This is a genomic window from Bifidobacterium pullorum subsp. saeculare (assembly GCF_016899725.1).
GTDB classification, from domain to species: Bacteria; Actinomycetota; Actinomycetes; order Actinomycetales; family Bifidobacteriaceae; genus Bifidobacterium; species Bifidobacterium pullorum_C.
This window is the reverse complement of the sequence record NZ_JACLYU010000005.1, coordinates 17,374-37,877: the sequence shown is the minus strand read 5'-3', so window position 1 is coordinate 37,877 and position 20,504 is coordinate 17,374. Positions and strand designations below refer to the sequence as shown.

15 protein-coding genes are annotated in these 20,504 nt (G+C 67.0%); 11 read left to right on the top strand and 4 right to left on the bottom strand.

Features of this window, described 5'->3' with window-relative positions:
* Positions 1–10: 10 nt before the first annotated feature.
* On the top strand, positions 11–394 hold the full coding sequence (locus H7U32_RS04260) for a hypothetical protein (protein WP_239457494.1): 384 nt from the start codon (positions 11–13) through the stop codon (positions 392–394).
* Between the two features lie 141 nt (positions 395–535).
* Complete coding sequence (locus H7U32_RS04255) at positions 536–1,207, top strand: hypothetical protein (protein WP_239457493.1); 672 nt, start codon at positions 536–538, stop codon at positions 1,205–1,207.
* A 218-nt stretch (positions 1,208–1,425) separates the two neighbouring features.
* On the opposite strand, the gene H7U32_RS04250 is transcribed toward H7U32_RS04255, so the two are convergent.
* Positions 1,426–3,225, bottom strand: a complete 1,800-nt coding sequence (locus tag H7U32_RS04250; protein ID WP_204468373.1) for an ABC transporter ATP-binding protein — start codon at positions 3,223–3,225, stop codon at positions 1,426–1,428.
* 375 nt (positions 3,226–3,600) lie between these two features.
* Between H7U32_RS04250 and H7U32_RS04245 the strand changes: the two genes are divergently transcribed.
* The 6 genes from H7U32_RS04245 to H7U32_RS04220 all read left to right on the top strand — a co-directional run bounded on the left by H7U32_RS04245 (position 3,601) and on the right by H7U32_RS04220 (position 12,207).
* The gene (locus H7U32_RS04245; RefSeq protein WP_204468371.1) at positions 3,601–5,004 is read left to right on the top strand and encodes an ABC transporter substrate-binding protein; all 1,404 of its coding nucleotides are present in this window, start codon (positions 3,601–3,603) and stop codon (positions 5,002–5,004) included.
* Between the two features lie 90 nt (positions 5,005–5,094).
* Entirely contained in the window at positions 5,095–6,150 is a 1,056-nt protein-coding gene (locus H7U32_RS04240) for a carbohydrate ABC transporter permease (RefSeq protein ID WP_204468370.1), read from the top strand.
* A complete protein-coding gene (locus tag H7U32_RS04235) occupies positions 6,147–7,049 on the top strand; it encodes a carbohydrate ABC transporter permease (RefSeq protein WP_239457492.1) in 903 nt (300 codons plus the stop codon). The genes H7U32_RS04240 and H7U32_RS04235 overlap by 4 nt, the downstream gene beginning before the upstream one ends.
* Positions 7,050–7,061: 12 nt before the next feature.
* Entirely contained in the window at positions 7,062–9,797 is a 2,736-nt protein-coding gene (locus H7U32_RS04230; protein ID WP_204468368.1) for a glycoside hydrolase family 2 protein, read from the top strand.
* A gap of 128 nt (positions 9,798–9,925) precedes the next feature.
* A complete protein-coding gene (locus tag H7U32_RS04225; RefSeq protein ID WP_204468366.1) occupies positions 9,926–10,966 on the top strand; it encodes a LacI family DNA-binding transcriptional regulator in 1,041 nt (346 codons plus the stop codon).
* 68 nt (positions 10,967–11,034) lie between these two features.
* Entirely contained in the window at positions 11,035–12,207 is a 1,173-nt protein-coding gene (locus H7U32_RS04220; RefSeq protein ID WP_204468365.1) for a glycoside hydrolase family 26 protein, read from the top strand.
* Positions 12,208–12,218: 11 nt separating this feature from the next.
* On the opposite strand, the gene H7U32_RS04215 is transcribed toward H7U32_RS04220, so the two are convergent.
* Both H7U32_RS04215 and H7U32_RS04210 read right to left on the bottom strand, forming a co-directional pair.
* Entirely contained in the window at positions 12,219–12,848 is a 630-nt protein-coding gene (locus H7U32_RS04215; protein ID WP_204468363.1) for a DUF624 domain-containing protein, read from the bottom strand.
* 99 nt (positions 12,849–12,947) lie between these two features.
* A complete protein-coding gene (locus H7U32_RS04210; RefSeq protein ID WP_204468361.1) occupies positions 12,948–13,718 on the bottom strand; it encodes a hypothetical protein in 771 nt (256 codons plus the stop codon).
* 155 nt (positions 13,719–13,873) lie between these two features.
* Here H7U32_RS04210 and H7U32_RS04205 point away from each other — a divergent pair, with 155 nt between their 5' ends.
* Genes H7U32_RS04205 through H7U32_RS04195 form a run of 3 tightly spaced genes read left to right on the top strand, consistent with a single transcriptional unit; the run spans position 13,874 to position 18,585 of the window.
* Positions 13,874–16,063 (top strand): alpha-galactosidase, encoded by a 2,190-nt coding sequence (locus tag H7U32_RS04205; RefSeq protein ID WP_204468359.1) that lies wholly within the window; start codon positions 13,874–13,876, stop codon positions 16,061–16,063.
* Positions 16,064–16,102: 39 nt separating this feature from the next.
* On the top strand, positions 16,103–17,314 hold the full coding sequence (locus tag H7U32_RS04200) for a glycosyl hydrolase (RefSeq protein WP_239457491.1): 1,212 nt from the start codon (positions 16,103–16,105) through the stop codon (positions 17,312–17,314).
* Positions 17,311–18,585: a serine hydrolase domain-containing protein gene (locus H7U32_RS04195; RefSeq protein ID WP_204468357.1), complete on the top strand. Its 1,275-nt coding sequence runs from the start codon at positions 17,311–17,313 to the stop codon at positions 18,583–18,585. Before H7U32_RS04200 ends, H7U32_RS04195 begins: the two co-directional genes overlap by 4 nt.
* A gap of 97 nt (positions 18,586–18,682) precedes the next feature.
* On the opposite strand, the gene H7U32_RS04190 is transcribed toward H7U32_RS04195, so the two are convergent.
* Entirely contained in the window at positions 18,683–20,479 is a 1,797-nt protein-coding gene (locus H7U32_RS04190; RefSeq protein WP_204468355.1) for a sialate O-acetylesterase, read from the bottom strand.
* Positions 20,480–20,504 lie beyond the last annotated feature (25 nt).

The window sequence follows — 20,504 nt, the reverse complement described above, 5'->3', positions numbered from 1 at the left end:
TCGCTCACTGGTGAACGGCCGCGAGATCACCGCCGTGGCCTACGACGGCGCCGGCCGCGAGATCGGCCGCCGCTCGCTGCGCTCCGCCGGGGAGACCACCGAACTGCGCGCCGAGGTCGAGTATCGCGGCCGTGACCTGGCCTTCGTGCGCGTGCGCTACACCGACGCCGACGGCGTGACCAAGCCGCTGGAACGCGGCATGCTGCGCGTCTCATCGGTGACGGGCGGCGAGCTGCTCGGCTTCGGCTGCGCCGCGCCGTACAACCCGGGCAGCTTCGTCACCGGGAGACCGACACCTACTACGGCGAGGCGCTGGCCGTCATGCGCGTCGGCGGCGGCGGGGCCGTCGGCGCCGGCGCGGCGCTCACCGTCACCGAGGAGGCGCGCGGCCTGACGGCCGCCGTGACCATCGACTGAGCGCGGCCATCGCCCCGGCCATCGCGCCCATCATCCACGCGGGCGCCCATCGCGGGCGCCCAACGGGTCTATCGCATCCAACGTATCCATCGCACCCAACGTATCCAAGGAGTCCTTCATGTCCCGACATCCCGCTGACGCCGCGGCCGACGCCCCGTCGTCCATCGCCGAGCAGGCGGCATCCCAAGGCGGGGCGCCCACCTCGGCGCTGGGCGCGTGGTGGCAACGGTTCTCGGCCGAGCACAAGCTCGTCGCGCAGTTCGTCATGTTCTACGCGTTCTCGCTGTTCGTCACGGTGCTGCAGTACCTCATGCTCACCTTCCTGCCCGGGCTGATCCACCGCTTCACCGACTGGTGCAGCATCCCCGCGCAGATCGGGCACATCGCCATCGGCCCGGTGGGCACCTACGTGTTCGACTACCCGGTCACCGGCGACGAAACCGGCGGCATGGGGTACTTCGTGGCGTTCGCGATCACGCTGTTCGTGGCGCAGTGCATCAACTTCCCGATGCAGCGCAACGTCACGTTCAAGTCGCACGGCAACGTGTGGTACCAGATCATGTGGTACGTGATCGCCTTCGTGCTCATCACCGTGGCATGCAGCTTCCTCATGGGGCTGTACGTGCCGTGGCTCAAGGGCCTGGTGCCGCCGGCCGTGTACAACGTGCTCATCACCGTGGTCAACGGCGATGTGCAGATGGTGATCTACTTCCCGATCCTCAAGATCATCTTCCCCGAGGGCGAGGCCAAGGCGAAGGCTAAGGCGAAGGCTAAGGCGAAGGCGAAGTGAGTGTGGCCTCGGCGCGTGACGCCGGTCCGTCGGCTAGTGCCGGCGGGCCGGCGTTTGCGGTATTGAAGGGGATTGCGTCTTCCGCGGGAGGGGATTGATCGGGGAGGGGGTGGCGCCCCAGCGAACGCAGATGCGCCTTCCTGACGACCGCAATCCGAACGTTCCGACAGCAATACTCCGGATCCGGCGTGTGCGCTGACCGTGCGTGCCGACCGGGACTACTCCTGCAGCTTCTTCAGCGCGAAGAACTTCCCGCGCTTCGCCATGAGCTCGTCGTATGTGCCTTCCTCCACGATGCGCCCATGCTCCATGACCACGATGCGGTCCGCGTTTCGGATGGTCGAGAGCCGGTGGGCGACGAGGAACGTCGTGCACTGGCTCATCATCCGTTCGGTGGCCTGCTGCACCTGCTTCTCGGACACCGAGTCGAGCGCGCTGGTCGCTTCGTTGAAGATGATGATGCGTGGGCGCCGGATGAGCGCCCGCGCGATGGCGATGCGCTGGCGCTGCCCGCCGGACAAGGTGCCGCCGTGCTCGCCCAGGGGAGTGTCCACTCCTTCCGGCAGCGCATCGACCACGTCCTCGAGACCGACTTCGCGGATCACGCGGTCCACCTCCGCATCGTCCACGTCGGCCAGACCGTAGGTGATGTTGTCGCGCAGCGTGCCGGAGAACAGGATGGTGTTCTGCGGCACGACGGCAATCTGGCGACGGTAGGCGTCCAGGTCGATGGTGCTGAGGTCCACGCCGTCGACCAGCACCTGGCCGGCCTCGGGTTCGGCGAAGCCGATGAGCAGGTTGAGCAACGTGGACTTTCCCGAGCCGGAGTCGCCGACCAGCGCGACCGATTGCCCGGCCGGCACAGTGAGCGAGTAGTCGCGCAGCACCCACGGGTAGTCCGGGCTGTAGCGGAAATCGACCGACCGGAACTCGACGTCGCCCTTGATCTCGTTGGGCTCGACCTTCCTGGCGTTGCACTCCACGTCGGTTTCCTGCAGGATCTCGCCGATGGAGCTGACGGATTCGATGCCGCGCGTGAGCACGGGATACAGGTTGATGAGGCCGGAGATGCCGTTGACGATCTGTGCGAAATAGGTCTGGAACAGCACCACGTCGCCGATCTGGATCTGCCCGGTCAGAGCCAGCCAGGAGGTGAAGGCCAGGCAGCCGAGCTGGAACGCCTGGAACACGACCCAGCTGGTCGCGCCGAACAGTCCGTTGATCACGTCCAGATGCAGGCCGGTGTCGCGGATGCGCGACAGATGGCGCCCCATGTGGTCGATCTCGACCTGCTGGAGGCCGTGGGCGCGCGTCACGGGGATCATCTCCAACATTTCCGCGACAGCGGCCTGCGTGTGCTCCATCTGGGAGCGGAAGTCATGGTTCGAGTCGCGGATGGGCTTGCGGAAGGCATAGATCGCAAGCACGGCGACCGGTACGGAGCACACGAAGAACAGCAGCACCTTCGGGCTGGCGAAGGCGGTGACGGTGATGGCGATGGCGATGTCGAGCACGATCAGGGGCAGGCTGCGGAACATCTGGTCCAGCAGGACCTCGACGTTCTCCACGTCGCGCATCACCTTGCTCAGCAGCCGTCCGGTCTGGGTCTCGTTGTGGAAGCGTATGGACAGATGCTGGAGCTTGACGATGAGGCTGCCGCGCAGCCGTTGCTCGATGGTGCGGTTGACCTTGCCGAAATGGTAGGCGTACAGCCAGTTGGTGACGATGTTCTGCAGGATGAACCCCAGCCCGATGGACAGGTTGAGCCACAGCTCGGTGATGTGATGCCGGTCGGGATAGGTGACGACGTTGATGATGTTGCGGGTCACGATGGGGATGACCCAGACCGGTGATTGCTTGGCCACCAGCCCGAACATGGCGATGGTCAGGTCCTTGGCGTTGCCGGCGAGGAAGCGGAGCAGGATGGCGAGCGGATGCCCCGCGTGCCTGCGGTAGGCGGCGATGTATTCGTCAAAGGACCAAGGGGTGCCTTGGGGAACTGCAGGGGCGTCGGCCATATGCTCTCCTCCGTGCGGCGTTGCGTCAATGCTGAGCATAACCGATTAAGTAATCATGAGGCAAACCTGGTTGGCACGTCCATTCCGGGCGATGTTCCACTGATTGTTTCAGCGATTTTCGCGCCAGAATGGGGTGCCCAGAGGTGGAAAAACCGGGTCGCGAAGGGCGACACGCCGATGCAAACGGCTGTTTACCGGGGTCGAACTTAAGCGGTTGACATGTTGCAAGCATTGACATATACTGGGGCTCACTTACAGGCGACCTGCTCGTGCAGGCCTCCTGGAGGGAATCGCAAGGCGGCTCATGGCTGAGGCGTCGGACGTTGGCGGGAGAACAACGGAGCTCCCGGCATCCACTTGGTTGGAAGGAACACCATGAAGGCACTGAAGAAGATCGCGGCGGCAGCTGTCGCGGGAGTGTGCGCCATCGGTCTGGCCGCCTGCGGGGGCGGACAGAGCAATGGCGGCGAGCAGACCGACCTGACCTACGACAAGATCGAGCTGGGCACCACCGGCAAGGACATCAAGACCACGATCAAGCTGTATTCGCACCGTACCGACCTGTTGAAGGACGACTACAACGGCACGACGTGGAAGCAGTACATCGCGGAATTCAACAAGATGTACCCGGGCATCAAGGTCGATGTGACAGCCGGCACCGACTACGCCAACAGCGCGCTGACCCGTCTGCAGGGCGGCGACTGGGGCGACATCATGATGATCCCGGCCGTCGACGCCTCGGAGCTCGGCAACTACTTCCTGTCCTATGGCACGGTCGACCAGCTCAAGGACCAGATCCACTACGTGTACGGCCAGCATTACAAGGGCAAGGTGTACGGCATCGCCTCCACGGGCAACGCCGTGGGCATCGTGTACAACAAGGCGGTCTTCGACAAGGCCGGCGTCACCGAGCTGCCGAAGACGCCGAAAGAGTTTAATGAAGCGCTTAAGGCCGTCAAGGCCAAGACCAACGCGATTCCGCTGTACACCAACTATGCCGCCGGATGGACGATGGGCGCCTGGGATTCGTATGTGGGCGGCACGGCCACCGGCTCCGACACGTACATGTCGCGCGACCTGCTGCACACCAAGAACCCGTTCTCCGATCCCGGCGACGGCACCCATATGTACAACGTGTACAAGGTCCTGTACGACACCGTCGCGGACGGCCTGACCGAGGACGATTATTCGACCACCGACTGGGAGGGCTCCAAGACCAAGATGAACAATGGCGAGATCGCCACGATGGTCCTCGGCTCCTGGGCGGTCTCCCAGATCAAGGGCGCCGGCGAGCATGCCGATGATGTGCGCTACATGCCCTTCCCGATCACGGTGGACGGCAAGCAGTACACCTCCTCCGCCCCCGACTATGCGTACGGCATCAACAAGGATTCCTCGAAGGACAAGCAGGAAGCCGCGATGATCTTCGTCAAGTGGATGACCGACAAGTCCGGCTTCTCCTACAACGAAGGCGGCCTGCCCGTTTCCAAGCTGCCGGAGAACGACAAGCTGCCCGACGCCTACGCCGACTTCAAGGACGTCACGTTCCTGGAGGACAAGCCCGCCGTCGAAGGCGAGGAGGACCTCTTCAACGACCTCAACTCCGACTCCGAGCTGGCCATCAACGCCGGCGGAGACGCCCGCGTCCAGGCCATCGTCGAGCACGCCGCCAACAAGGACATGTCGTACTGGGACATGGTCGACGAGTGGAACGGCAAGTGGAACCAGGCGTTGGAGGACGAAGGCGTCGAGGTCAAGTACGACACCGTCACGAAGTGATCCCGCAGGTGCGGACGCCGGCCGGACCGGCCAGGCCCCCGGTGTCCGCACTGTGTTCTGCCATCATCATCCATCCGAAAGAGGGAAGCAATGAGTGCATCGCATGCGGGATCCGTCGCCGAGGTCCCCGTCAACAAGCAACCCAGGAACTGGCGGAAGACCGGCATCATCGTGGCCTTCTGCGCCATCCCCGTCACACTGCTCGTGGTCTTCACCTATGTGCCGTTCGCGAGCATGATCGATTACAGCTTCTACAAGATGAAGTACATCGGGCCCCGTGAATTCGTCGGCCTCGAGAACTACGTCGACGTGTTCACCCGTCCGGACACGTTGTCGTCGCTGAAGCTGAGCCTGTACTACATGGTGGGCGCCCTGATCCAGGTCGGCATCGCCCTGTACCTGTCCAGCATCCTGGCGTTCAAGGTCCGCGGCGGAGCCGGCTTCAAGGCCATCTACTTCTTCCCCTACCTGATCAACGGCATCGCGGTGGGCTTCATCTTCAAGTTCTTCTACACGCGCGGCTACGTGTTCGACACGGTGCTGCAATGGTGCGGATTCCAGCTCGACAACCTTCCCTACTGGCTCAAGGACCAGTCGATCAACAACTGGTCGCTGGTCGGCGCCTCCGTCTGGCGCTACCTCGGGCAGAACGTCATCCTGTTCATCGGCGCCATGATGTCGATCGACAAGAGCCTGTACGAGGCGGCGGAAATCGACGGCGCGAACAAGTTCCAGCAGTTCCGGCACATCATCCTGCCCGGCATCCGCACGATCCTGGTGCTCAACGTCATCCTGTCGATCACCGGCTCGCTGTCCGCCTTTGAGGGCCCGTACGTCATCACCACCGGTGCCAACGGCACCGCCACCTATTTCGTGCGCATGGACCGTCTCGCCCACGTCAGCCAGAAGGTCGGCCTGGCCTCGGCCATGGCGATCGTGTTGCTGGTGATCATCCTGATCTGCGCGCTGTTGCAACAGATCTTCTTCAACTATGTGTTCAAGGATGCGGACGACGGCGTCGCCAAGGCAAAGAAACAGGCTCGCAAGCTCGAGCGCCGGCGTCGCCGGGTGAGCGCCAAGGCGGCGCCCATCTTCCGCAACGGCCCGTCGGCACAGCACGACATGACAGATAAGGCGGTGGCATGATGACCGCGGCAATGACCAAGGCCCGTCCCCGGGCCCGTCGCATCAAGGCGGGCGGCTCGGCCTTCTACAAGGCCAAGCTGGCGTTCTTCTCCTTCCTGAAGTATTTCTCGCTGGTGTTCTTCGCGTTCTGGATGCTGCTGCCGCTGGTCAGCTGCTTCGTGACCGCGGCCAAGACCGAGCAGGAATACCAGTCCACGTCCGTCATGACGATGCCGAAGAACTGGTTCAACTTCGACAACTACGTCCAGGCCTTCAAGACCTCGAACATGGGACTGGCGTTCCGCAACTCGCTGATCGTGCTCGTGGTGGTGCTGGTCGTCACCACGTTGATCGGCACGCAGCTGGCGTATGTGCTCTCCCGCTTCACTTTCCCCGGCAACGGCTTCATCCGCGGCATGTTCACCGTCGCGGCCCTGCTGCCCGGCATCGCCATGCAGGTCGCGCTGTACAAGATGATGGTGAACTTCGGCGCGGTGAACACCATGTGGGGCTACATCCTGATGATGTGCGGCACCGACGTCATCTCGATCTACGTGTTCATCCAGTTCTTCGAGAACATCCCGGTGTCGCTGGACGAGTCCGCCATCGTGGACGGCGCCTCTTACTTCACCGTGTACTCGAAGATCCTGCTGCCGCTGCTCAAACCCGCCATCGTCACCTGCATGATCCTCAAGGGCGTGGGTGTGTACAACGAGTACTACGCCTCGAACCTGTACCTGCAGGACGCCGACCTCAAGACCATCGCCATCGCGCTGTACTCGTTCACCGGCCCGATGGGCTCGCAGTACAACCTGATCTGCGCCGGCGTGATCATCACCTTGCTGCCCATGCTGATCCTCTTCCTGGTCTTCCAGAAGCAGATCTACAACGGCATCGCCGCGGGCGCTGTCAAGGAGTGAAAGGACCTGCCCATGACTTCGACCAACAGAACCTTCGTTCCTCTCGCCGCCGGCTGGACGCTCACCGCGCTCAATCCCGAGGCCGCGCCGGCGGAGCTGCGCGCCGCACTCACCACCGGCATCCCGGCCGCGGTGCCGGGCGAGGCCACGCTCGCCCTGCTCGACGCCGGACTGATCGCGGACCCGTTCGACGGCGACAACGAGAACCACCAGCAGTGGATCGGCGACATCGATTGGCAGTACGCCTGCACGTTCGATTGGCAGGACGACGGCCAGACGCGGCACGACCTGGTCGCCGGCGGCCTCGACACGGTGGCGGACCTGCGCCTCAACGGCCGGCCGGTCGGCCATGTGGAGAACTTCCACCGCTCGTACCGCTGGGATGTGCGCGGCCTGCTGCGCGAAGGCACGAACACGCTGGAGGTGGCGTTCGCCTCCCCGGTGCGTGAATCCGACCGCCGCGAGCAGGAGCTCGGCTACCTGCCGCACACCGAGCACCACGCGTTCAACCAGCTGCGCAAACCCTCGTACAGCTTCGGCTGGGACTGGGGCATCGATGTGGCCAACGCCGGCATCTGGCGGCCGATCGGCATCGAATCCTGGTCCGGCGTGCGCTTCGCCGCGGTCCGCCCGCTGGTGGACGTGGACCGCCACGGCAACGGCGTGCTCACCGTCGAGGTGGAGATCGAGCGCGAAGGCTCCGGTCGCGTGATGACCGTCGGCGACGCCCGCCGCCAGACCGTGGTGACCGTCACCGCCGCCGTCCGCGGCCATGGCGCCGACGTGATCGGCTCGGCGGTGGTCGCTCCGGGGGAGACCCACGCCACGGTCACGCTGGACGTGGAGGACGCCGCGCTGTGGTGGCCGCTCGGCTACGGCGACCAGCCGCTGTACGACGTGACCGTCGACGCGTCGGTCACCGCCGGAGCCGACGGTGCACCGGCCGCGCGCCCGGCCGGCGCGCAGCCGCAGGCCGAGTGGTCCGGCCGCGTCGGCTTCCGCACGGTGCGCGTCGACACCGCCGCCGACGAGATCGGCCGCCCGTTCCAGATCTACGTCAACGACGTGCCGGTGCACTGCCGCGGATACAACTGGATTCCGGACGACGCGTACATCGCCCGTGTCGGCCGTGCCGACTACGAGCGCGGCGTGCGCGACCTGGTCGAGTCGAACTCGAACATGGTGCGCATCTGGGGCGGCGGCATCTACGAATCCGACGACCTGTACGACCTGTGTGACGAGCACGGCGTCATGGTGTGGCAGGACTTCATGCTGGCCTGCGCCTCCTACCACGAGGACGCGTTCACCAAGGCGCAGATCGAGGCCGAGGCGCGCGAGCACATCAGCCGACTGGCCTGCCATCCGAGCCTGGTGGTGTGGAACGGGTCGAACGAGAACTACGTGGCCCACGCCGAGTGGGGCGGCAACAAGCAGGCCGTCCGCGCCGACGACCTGCCCGCCGGCGAATACGGCTACGGGCAGAAGCCGTGGGGGGAAACGTACTACCGCGAGGTGTTCCCGCGCCTGCTCGCCGAGCTGGACCCGACGCGCGTGTACCTGGAAAGCTCCCCGATGAGCTTCACGCCGTACACGGCGGCGAACCTGGACACCGACGGCACCATGCACATCTGGGATGTGTGGAACCGCGTCGACTACCGCACCTACGCCTCGTACCGGCCGCGGTTCGCGGACGAGTTCGGCTACCAGGCGCCGCCCGCGTGGAGCACGCTCACCGGCGCCGTGCACGACGAGGTCCCCGACCCGTTCGGTGCGCAGATGCTGGTGCACCAGAAGGCCTCGGGCGGCAACATCAAGCTGGCGCGCGGCATGCGTTCGCACCTGACGCCGGGCATGATCGACGACGTGACGATGCACGCCGACGGCACGCGCGACTGGCTCATCCCCACCGACCGCTGGGACGACATCGAGGACTGGCACTGGGCCTGCCAGCTGCAGCAGGCGCAGGCGATCCGCTTCGGCGTGGAGTACATGCGTTCGATCGAGCCGGTGAACGCCGGCGCGCTGATCTGGCAGCTCAACGACGACTGGCCGGTGGTGTCGTGGGCGGCGGTCGACTACGGCGGCCACCGCAAGCCGCTGTGGCACGCGTCCCGCGCCTTCTTCGCGCCGCGGCTGGCGACGATCCAGCCCCGGATCTCCGACGAAGCGCGCGAAGCCCACAACTGGGAGGGCGTGGAGGTCGCGACGTACGACCACCTGGCGCTGGCCGTGCTCAACGACACGCGCGAGGCCGTGTCCACCGCGTGGACGGTGGAACGGCGCGCCCTCGACGGCACGGCGCTGGCCACGGCGCGGTTCGACGTCGCATTGGGGCCGTGCGGGCACCGGGACGTCGACCTGCCGGCGGAACTGGCCGCATTCGGCGACCCGGCCAACGAGATCCTCGTGGCCACGCCGGCCGATCCGGCGAGTGGATTCGCGCGCGTGGTCTACAACCCGGCCGAGGTGATCGACCAGCGGCTGACGGCCGACCCCATCGAGGTGGACGTGGCCGCGGAGGACGGCGGCTATGCGCTGACCGTGACGGCCCGGGCCTACGCCCGCGACGTGTTCTGCATGGTCGACAAGGTCGACCCGGCCGCCCGCATCGACGGCGGCCTGGCCACCCTACTGCCGGGCGAATCGGTCACCTGGCACGTCGCCTGCGGCACCGTCGGCGATCCGGCTGCCTTCGCCGCGCCGAACGTCATGCGCTGCGCCAACGACCTCAAGCGGAACCGGGACTGAGCTGGTCACGTCCCGTCATGGCACACGGGACGTGACCGAGCGGCGCTTCCGTTGACGACGTGCTCCATTACACTTGACGTCACCAACGGAAGCGCTTAATTCATACCCATCGCAGGCAAGGAGGCGTCATGGCAGCGCCGAAGACAAAAGTCACCATCACCGACGTGGCCAAGGCCGCTGGCGTGTCGAGCAGCGCTGTCTCCTATGCCTTGAACGGCAAACCCGGAGTCTCCGAGAAAACCCGCGACAAGGTGCTGAAAGTCGCCGATACCTTGGGATGGCGGCCCAACAGCGCCGCCAAGGCCCTGTCGAACGCCAGCAGCCGCGCGATCGGTCTGGCGCTGACCTACAGTCCCGAGGCGCTGACCGTGGACTCCTGGACGCTGGCATTGCTCTCCGGCATGAGCTTCGAACTGGAGAAGAACGACTATTCGCTGATGCTGCGCATCATTCCCACGGGCGGCGACATGCTGTCGATCCACCGTGAATGGCTGGCGGACGGCAGCGTGGACGGCGTGGTGATCACCAATGTGGAGATCGGCGACAAGCGCATCGAACTGTACCGTTCCGCGCGCAGCATGCCGGTCGTCGCCATGGCCGACCCGTCGGTGACCGGCGGCCTGCCCACGCTGACCAGCGACGACGCCGGCGGCGCGCGCCTGCTCGTCGACTACCTGCATGAGCTCGGGCACACGCATATCGCCCGCGTGGCCGGCCCGGAACGCTACGGCCACACCTTCAGCCGCGACCGCGCCTTCATCGAGGAGACCTCGGCGATGGACATGCGGTATGACTGCCTGCACGCCGACTACTCGCCTGAACAGGGCGCCGACTGCACGGCGCGGCTGCTGGCGTTCGGCGACCCGCCCACCGCCATCGTGTACGACAGCGACAGCATGGCCATCGCCAGCATGAAGGTCGCGGCGGAACGCGGGTTCGCCGTGCCGGAGCAGCTGTCGATGATCGCATGGGACGATTCCTTCCTGTGCCAGACCGTCACGCCGGGGCTGACGGCGCTGCACCGCAGCATCGTCACCGCCGGCAAGCAGGTGGTGCCGATGCTGCTGCGCCAGATCAACGGCGAGACCGTCGGCAACGAATACGAGGAGCCGTACGAACTCGTCGTGCGCGATTCCACGGCGCCGGCGCCGGTGCACGCCGGCCAGTGACCGGAACCGGCCGGCGGCCGCGCCGGCCATACCGACCACACAGACCATATCGAGGCAAAGGAGCCGATATGCAGGATGCCATCACATTCGCCGATCCGCACCTGTGCGCCGCCGGGCGCGCGCTGGCCGCGCGCCTGCGGCGGGCCGAAGGGCGGTACGCCATGTTCGGCCATCAGGAGGACGAACAGATCAGACGGTCCCCGGGCACGGACTCCGACGTGTGCGAGGCGACCGGTACCTACCCGGCGGTGTTCGGCTTCGACCTGGGCGGCATCGAGGCCCCGGCGGCGTCAGGACGCGACGCCGCGCATTTCGATCGGATGCGCGCATGGATCCGACGCGACCATGAGCGCGGCGGCATCGTGACGATCAGCTGGCATTCCCGCAACCCGATCACCGGCGGCGGCTATGGGGAGAACCTGCACCCCGGCTCGGTGGCGGTGGTGCTGCCGGGCGGCGACCGCCACGGCACGTGGTGCGGCTGGCTGGACACGGTGGCCGGATTCCTGCGCTCGCTGACGGACAGCCAGGGGAACGCCATCCCCGTGGTCTTCCGCCCGTTCCACGAGCACAACGGCGATTGGTTCTGGTGGTGCATCGGCGGCCAGGACGATGACCCCGCGGAGGCCGCCGCCGCGCAGCGGGACGGGCATACGGGCCAGTTCGGCCCGGACGCGGACGCCACCGACGATCAGTTCGCCGCCTTGTGGCGCTTCACCGTCGCGTATCTGCGCGACCGCTGCGAGGTGCACAACGTGCTGTACGCGATCTCACCGGACCGCAGCCGCATCCGGGCCGACCGCCAGGCGTTCGCCGCGGATTATCTGCGCGGCTACCCCGGCGACGATGTGGTGGATGTCTTCGGCCTGGACGATTACATCGACATCGGCCGCGACGACAATCCTGGCACTCCCGAGGAGGTGTTCGCCGGATTCGTGCTTTCGCTGGAGGAACTGGCGAAGGTCGCGCGGGCGCACGGCAAGCCCGCGGCGATGACCGAAATCGGCACGCCCAACGCGATGGCCGGCGTGCCCGAGCATCCGTGGACGAGGTTCCTCGACCGTGGCGCGGCCGCCAGCGACCTCACCCGGCGTGTGCTGTGGTACCTCACCTGGACGAATTCCTGGCACGGCGAACCTAACATCTATGGAACGCCGCTTTCCACGGATCCCACGGGGCCCGACTTCCTGCGGTTCGCGCGGCAGGGCTACGTGCGGTTCCTCGACCGCGTCGAACGCTGACCGACGTCCGCTCAGTCACGCAGCGCGATGATGCCCGCACGGAGCATCATCGCGACGATCGCGTACGCGCTCACCGCGGTGAGCACCAGGCCGTAGAAGAACGTCACAAACGCGAAACCACCGGGGATGACCGCCGTGATCGCGAATGGCAGGAGGTTCAGCGCCAGCGTCCCCACGGCGGTCAGCGGGTGGAAGGCCGCGATGCGGAAGGACTGGCGGATCTGCTGCCACAGGCTCAGCTTGCTCCGCGACATGGCGGGGAAGATGAATCCCGCGCCCGCCAGGACCACGGCGGCGAGGAACACGATGACGCCGTACGCCACGGCGGACATGGCCGACGAGGCCTGCGGCAGCGTGAGCCAGCGGAGGTTGAAGGCCACCAGGGCGAGGAAAGCCGCGGCGATCGCCGTCATCGCGACCGAGGTGCCCAGCCGTCGGGTGAACGCATGCCCGAATTGGCGCAGCACATGCTGGTCATGGCCTTCGTGCAGGCTGCGCACCACCTCGTACATGGCGCTGGTGGAAGCGCCGATCGTGACGACCGGCAGGCTGCACACCACCCAGGCGATGTTGACCATGCCGAGGTCGCCGATCCGCGACATGACGGTGGAGAACGGACTATCCTGCTCGAAGAATGACATCGTGGCTCCTGGTTGGGGTTGTGGTGTGTGCGTGTGTGCGTGTGTGCGTGTGCGTGTGCGTTGTGTGTGGCGTGCTGGTGGCCCGCGGCATGCGCCGTCCTACTGTTCGAGGAAGGTGACGAATCGTCGGGCCGTGGCGAGGTTGCGTGATTCCTGGGCCAGGCCGAGCATGGCCGTGCCGCTGGCGTTGGGGAGCTTGGTCCAGTTGCCGGCCGTGGCCAGTTGGAATCCGAACGGGGCGGTGGCGCCCTTGCCGGCTCCGTTGTATTCGGGATCCTCATGGTCGGCATCGTCGAATCCGGGGCATCGCACCAGATTGCGCCGATAGTCGCTGACCTGTTCGGCGGTGAGCGTGTCGGTCAGGTCGGTCATATAGCCGTAGCCGGCGAGTGTGCGGAAATCCTGGGGATTGGCGATGATGACGTCGATTTCCTGCGCGCTGAGCATGGCCTGCAATTTGCTCAGGCCGTCCTTCTTCAGGTCGAAGTAGGCGTCGATGCGCACGCCGCCCTGCCTTCCCTCGGGAAGGCGCAGCGCCGTGGCGACCTCGCGCTGCAGCGTGGCGGCGTCCTGCACGGCGATGGCCTCGCCCACGGCCGCCACATACAGTTTGGGTGGGGCCTTGGGCGTCAGGAACTGCACCACCAGGAACACGGCGACCATGGCGATGGCCGCCGCGGTCAGCGTGCGCGCCAGCAGCTGGTCGCGGAAATACCCCCAGCGCCGCCCCGTGGGCAGCTCACGCAGAATGGTCCAGCTGGACTTGCCTTTGAACGCCACCGAGGAAGACAACGCATCGATGACCTGGGCCTGCCGTTCGCTGATGCCGGGGCCCACGTTGGCCCGGACGGGATGCTGCTCGTCGCTCATGGCACCTCCTCATGCCGTTCCACTATAGCGCATAATCCGCGCGTCGCTTAACCGATTAAGATATAGTGTTTCCAACAATACACATCTGCCAATGACGACCATGGTGTGCATGCGCGCGTATGGACGGCGGCGTATGGCGAAAGGACCGATTGCCGATGTTCGATCAGGGAACGCATGTGGTGCTGCGACGCGACGGCGTGTGCGTGGTGCTGAAGACCCCGGAGCATGAGATGCCGCAGGTGGAGTACTGGGGGCGTGACCTGGGAGAAGCGGCCGCGGCCTCGGACGAGGCGTCGCTGCGGGCGTTGGACCGGATGACGCTGAAGGATACGCCGCCGAACCGGCCCGATGCGGCGTGGCGGCCGTCGCTGCTGCCGCAGGGCGCCGAAGGATGGGCCGGCCGCCCCGGGCTCGAGGCTCACCGCGGCGGGCGGCCGGTGTTCGCCCGTTGGACCACGGTGCGCTGCCGGCCGACCGCGGACGGGCACGGTGTGACCGTGATCGCCGAGGACGCCGCCCACGGGCTGCGGCTGCGCATCTCGCTCGGTTTGGAGCCCGGCGGTCTGCTGGTCATCCGCCAGGCCCTGACCAACACCGCGGATTGCCCGGAGCCATTGGCCGTCACATGGCTGGACGCCGCCCTGCCCATGCCCCGGCGCGCGGACACGCTCACCCAGTTCACCGGGCGCTGGCCCCTGGAAAAGCAGCCCGCCACCGGACCGCTGCCGGTCGGCTCCATCACGCGCGACTGCCGTCGTGGCAAAACCGGGCATGACTCGCCGTGGCTGTTCATCGCCTCCGCCGGCGAACCGCACTGGCGCGACGGCGAGATCTGGGCCTGCCATCTGGCGTGGAGCGGCAACCAGACGTACCGGCTTGACAACCTGCCCGCCCACGAGCCGGTGCTGGGCGCGGGCGAACTGCTTGGCCCGGGCGAGATCCTGCTGGGGACCGGCGAGACATACGAGGCGCCGGACGTCTGCTTCTCCTACTCCGATGCCGGCCTCGACGGTATGGCCTCCCGGTTCCATGCATGGCTGCGCGCCATGCCCGGCCGCGTGGACCCCGCCGCCAAGCCGCGTCCGTTCACGCTCAACACGTGGGAGGCGGTGTACTTCGACCACGACGAAGCCACGCTGAAGCGTCTGGCCGACCGTGCCGCGGCCGTCGGCGTGGAACGGTTCGTGCTGGACGACGGCTGGTTCCACCTGCGCCGCGACGATTCCCGGGGGCTCGGCGATTGGTGGGTGGACCCGGAGGTATGGCCGAACGGGCTCAAACCATTGGCCGACCATGTCCATGCGCTGGGCATGGAATTCGGCTTGTGGTTCGAACCGGAGATGGTCAACCTCGACTCCGACCTCGCGCGTGACCATCCCGACTGGATCCTGGCCGAGCCGGAGGCCGCGCCCCATCGCGCCGACCTGTCCTACCGCAGCCAGTATGTGCTCGACCTGACCGATCCGGGCGCCTATGCGCATGTGCGGGGACAGATGGCCCAGGCCATCCGTGAGTTCGGCGTGGACTACATCAAATGGGACCACAACCGCGAGGTCACGGAACCCGTCCGGCAATCGGACCGGCGGTATGGCTTGCGCGGGCAGACGCTCGCCTGCTACCGGCTGTTCGACGACCTCAAGGCCGAATTCCCGGGACTTGAGATCGAAAGCTGCTCCTCCGGCGGCGCGCGCACGGATGCGGGCATCCTGCGCCATGCCGACCGCATCTGGGCGTCCGATTCCAACGACCCGCGCGACCGCGTGGACATCCAGCGCTGGACCGAGCTCATCGTGCCGCCGGAAATGATCGGCGCGCATGTCGGCCCATCGCCCGCGCACTCCACCGGGCGGACGACCGACCTGAGCTATCGGGCGGCGGTCTCGCTGGAAGGATGTTCCGGCTTCGAATGGAACATCCTGGAATGCGGCGAGGAGGAGCTGGACCGGCTGACGGCGTTCGTCGCGCTGTACAAGGAGCTGCGGGGCCTGCTGCACACTGGCCGCGTGCTGCACGCGGACTGCCATGATTCCGCGCTGCGCGCCCGCGGTGTGGTGTCGCCGGACCGCACCCACGCGGTATGGGTGGTGGCGACGGTGACGAACATCGCCGATTGGCTGGCCGAGCGGCTGCGCGTGCCCGGCCTGGACCCGGAACGGCACTACCGTGTGCGGTTGCGCGAGGACGTGGGCGCCGCACAGTGGGGATGGGTGACGCCCGCGTGGATCGCGGACGCCCGGTCGGCGGACGGGTTCGTGGCGCCCGGCCGGCTGCTGGCGGACGTCGGTCTGCAGTTGCCGAATCTGTGGCCCATGCAGGCGGTCATCCTGGAATTCAGCGCGGTGTGACCGTAGGCGCGGAACACCAGTGAGAGAAACGAGATGCTGATGTCAGATGATGTGACCATGCCGGATTCTGATGACGGTTCCGTTGTCCCCGGCCCGCCGCCGGCTCAACCGGTTGATCGCCAGCTCACCGCCGGCGCGCTGGTGCTGTTCCGGTTCCTGCACCGGTCGGCCGGACGTTTCGCGATGTTCGGCCATCAGGACGACACGTTCTGCCATCACGCGACCGACGCCGACTCCGACGTGCTCGCGGTCGCCGGCGGTTATCCGGCGGTCTGGGGCTTTGACCTGGGGCGCATCGAACTTGGCTGGAGCGCGAACATCGATGGCATTCCGTTCGACGACATCCGCCGTGAGATCCGGCGTGCGCACCAGATCGGTGCCATACCGACCGTCAGCTGGCATTCGGTCAACCCGCTGACGGACGGCGGATACGGCGAGAACATGGCGGCCGGGTCCGTCGCCGCGGTGCTTCCCGGTGGGGCGGCCCACGGACGGTACCTCGGCTGGCTGGACCGTGCGGCGGATTTCCTGCTGTCCGTATGCGACGAGCATGGCGAGCCCATTCCCGTGGTGTTCCGTCCATACCACGAGCACACCGGCACATGGTTCTGGTGGTGTCCCGGATCGTCGGTCGAGGCGACGGACACCACGCCGGACCAGTACGCCGAGCTCTGGCGCATGACCGTGCATCATCTGCGCGACGTGCGCGGGCTGCACCATGTGCTGTACGCGTATTCGCCCGACCGCAGCCGCATCTCGATGTCCAGCGACGCCACGCGCCGTGCGGACTATCTGTACGGTTACCCGGGCGATGGGTACGTGGATGTGCTCGGCCTTGACGATTACTGGGACCTCGACCAGGATCCGACCGCCCATACGCCCGTCGACCGCCATGCCGACCTGGTGACGATGCTGTCGTTGGTCGGGAGGCTGGCGGCTGAGCGCGGCAAACTCGCCGCCGCCACGGAGATCGGCTCGCCGGGTGCATTCGCGGCCGCATACGAAGGTCCGTCGGCTGCGCCGGGCGCGGGCGATGCCCCGTGGACCGGATATCTGCTTTCGGCGGCACTCGCCAACGACGACACCCGCCGCGTGCTGTGGTATCTGCCGTGGCGGAATTCCGAGGAAGCGGCCGGTGGCGGAGCCTACGGCACCCCGGCTCCAGGCTCGCCCTATGCCCCGGATTTCCGTGCCTTCGTGCGCAGCGACTTCATGCGTCTGGCGGACACGCTGGAAAGGCCGCTGCCATGACCGACCTCACGCTGAGACTGATGCAGGATGCGTTGGACCGTGCGGTGGAGCGCGGCGACGTGGGCGGTGCGAACCTGCTGGTTCTGCAGCATGGACGTGAACGCTGGTATGCCGGAGCCGGCATGCGGTCCGCCACGCGCGGGGAAGCGATGAGCCGCGACACCATCGTGCGCCTGTATTCGCAGACCAAGCCGATCACGGCAGTGGCTGCGATGATTCTGGTGGAACGCGGTCTGCTCGATCTGGGTGAGCCGGTGAGCGCGTATCTGCCGGGGTTCGCCGGGCAGCATGTGGGCGTGCGCCAGCCGCAGCAGGTGCGCAGCGGTATTCCAACGGAAACCGGCGGCAATGGCTGGCTGTTGCCTGGCGACGGCACCGCGGCGGGGGAACCGGTTCAGCGCGAGATGCGGATCAAAGACCTGCTCACGATGCGTTCGGGACTGGTGTACGGCGAATCAACCAGCGAGGCAGGGCGGCTGACCGGCGCGCTGTTCGACGAGGTTGTCTCGCGACTGCATGGCGGGAATCCAATCGGGACCGTGGAGTTCGCCAACCGACTGGGCCGGCTGCCGCTGGCGTTCCAGCCGGGGAGTCACTTCAAATACGGCACCAGTGCCGATGTGCTGGGCGCGGTGATCGAAGTGGCGGCCGGCCGCCGTCTTGGCGACGTGATCCGCGACGAGATCTGCGAACCGCTGGGCATGTATGACACCGCCTTCTTCATCCCGGAATCGAAACTGGGACGGCTGGCGGCGATCTATGACAATCCTGCCAATCCGATGAACCCCGCCAACGCCGGACAGCCATTGCGGGAGATCGCCACCGACCATCTTGGCGTGGCATACGCGGCGACCGATGACCCCGTCTTCCAATCGGGCGGCGCCGGCCTGTACTCCACGCTGGACGATTATGCGCGCTTCGCGCGCATGATGCTCAATGGCGGTGAGCTGGACGGTGTGCGGATTCTGCACGGTGCCACGGTTGCCGCCATGACCTCGAATGCCCTCGAACCCGATCAATTCGCTGACCTGCGCGACTGGAAGCCCGGTTGCGGGTACAACTGCTTCATGCGCATTGTGCGCGATCCCGGCAGCAGCGAGATCATCGGACGCATCGGCGAATACGGCTGGGACGGTTGGCTGGGCACCAGGTGGGCGAACAGCCCGGCTACTGATTCGGTGGTCCTGTTCCAGACGCAGCTGACCAATGCCGGCGTCATTCCGCTCACCCGCCGCCTGGCCAACATCGCTGCCTGTGGGCTTGAGGCATAGCCGGATGGAACGGTGACGGAACCGCACGCCGGCAGGGCGAAGGCATACGGGGGCTGGCCGGAATCTCGGCCAGCCCCCGTATGCGTGGGGATGGGCATCAGTCGGTGGGCGCCGCGACGCGGATGTCGCGGAAGGGAACGGCCGGCAGGCCGGCGGCGTTCACGAGCGGGGCGGGGCCCCAGCTGAACCATCCGTACCGTGCGTGGATCGGATGGGGCACGTCCGGGCAGCGCAGGTCCACGCAGTCGGGGGCATCGGCGGCGATGGCCGCGCTCGCCTGATGGAAGGCGCCATCGGCCCCGGCCACGGCGAATCCGGAGTTCGCGGCGGTGCGTGAGGTGGGCGAGTCGTCCGCGGGGTCGCTGCCGCCGGGCGTGGTGCCGTGGAAGCGCAGCCCGTCGGCGTGGGCGAACCGCAGCCGCACCGTGCCGGCGTCCGCATGAGGGTCGGCGCGGACCGCGCCGCTGACCAGCGGACCGTCCACCTCGAGTGGCTCCATGGCGGCATCGGTCGGCGCTTCCGGCCGGCGCGCCGCCGTGACGTCGTACACGCGGGCCAGCGCGAGGTCGGCGAGCCGTTCGCCCGGCGTGCGCTTGTCGGTGGGGTGGATGTTGTTGAACTCGCCGCAATCCATGAGCACCGCGGTGGACACGCCGGGGATCGTTTGCGAGGCATCCCACTGCGCCTCGCGGATCACCGGCCACAGCATGCGGTCGATGCCCTCGCAGTGGTCCGCCTTGGCGATCCATTGCGGCAACTGCGCGACCATGAACGGCAGCGGCGCGCCCCACAGGTTGCGCCAGCGTTCGATGAGCAGCCCCAGCATGGCGCGGTACTCCCCGCAGTACGGCTCGTCCTCTTCGCCCTGGTACCACAGCACCCCGGCCAGCGCGTACGGCGCCACGCGCTCGACCATGGCATGGAACGGGCCGGTCGGATGGTATTGCGAGAACGTCGTCATCGGCGGCGGCCAGGGGCATTCCCCGTAGCGGGCGTTGAGCGTGTCCCAGCTGATGCCGGGCTCGGCGGCCTGCGCTTGGGCGATGGCCGCGTTCCACGCGTCGAACCGCCGCTGCCATTCGTCGGTTTCGCGGTGCATCTGGGGCAGGGTTTTGCCGTCCACCTGCGCGTGGTAGCGCTCCAGGTATCCGCGGCCGGCGGGAAGCGACCGCAGCGCCGGTTCGTCCAGCCAGCAGGAGATCGACGTGCCGCCCACGTAGCAGTCCACGATGCCGACCGGCACCCGGGCGCCGAGCGTCTGCCGCAGCCGGTGCGCGAACCAGTACGCCACGGCGGACATGGTGCCGGAGGTCTCGGGGCCGCACGCCAACCAGGCGGAGGCGTCCTCCGCCCGCAGCAGGTCGGCGTCCACATGCCCGCTTTTGGGGGTGTTGAAGAACCGCAGCAGCGGGTCGGCCGAATCGGCCACCGCCCGGGCGGCGTCGTCCGCGTTGCGCAGCTCCAGCTCGATGTTGCTCTGGCCTGCGGCCAGCCACACCTCGCCGATCGCCACATGCTGGTAGACCAGCGTGACGTCGCCGTGGTCGCGGATCGTCAGCTGGTAGCCGTCGCCGGCTTCCAGCGCGGGCAGATACGCGCACCAGCGTCCGTCGTCGCCGATCGTGGTGGTGACGATGAGGGAATCGGTGGCGTCGCCGTTCGCCGAGCGCAGCAGGTCGGGGGACTCGCCCGCCGTCAGCTGCACGACCACGGTGCGTCCGGGGGCGCCGGTGCCGAAGATGGGGATGGGGGCGCGCCGCTGCAGCACGCAGCGATGCGAGAAGATCGCGGCCGGACGCAGTTCGGCGGCGCCGGTGGGCTTGCTCGCCCCGGTGGTGCCGGTGGCGCCGGTGAGCGTGGCGCCGGGCGCCGGGCCCGTGGCTGTTGTGGTCATGGGTGCTCCTTGGGGAGGGTTGGAA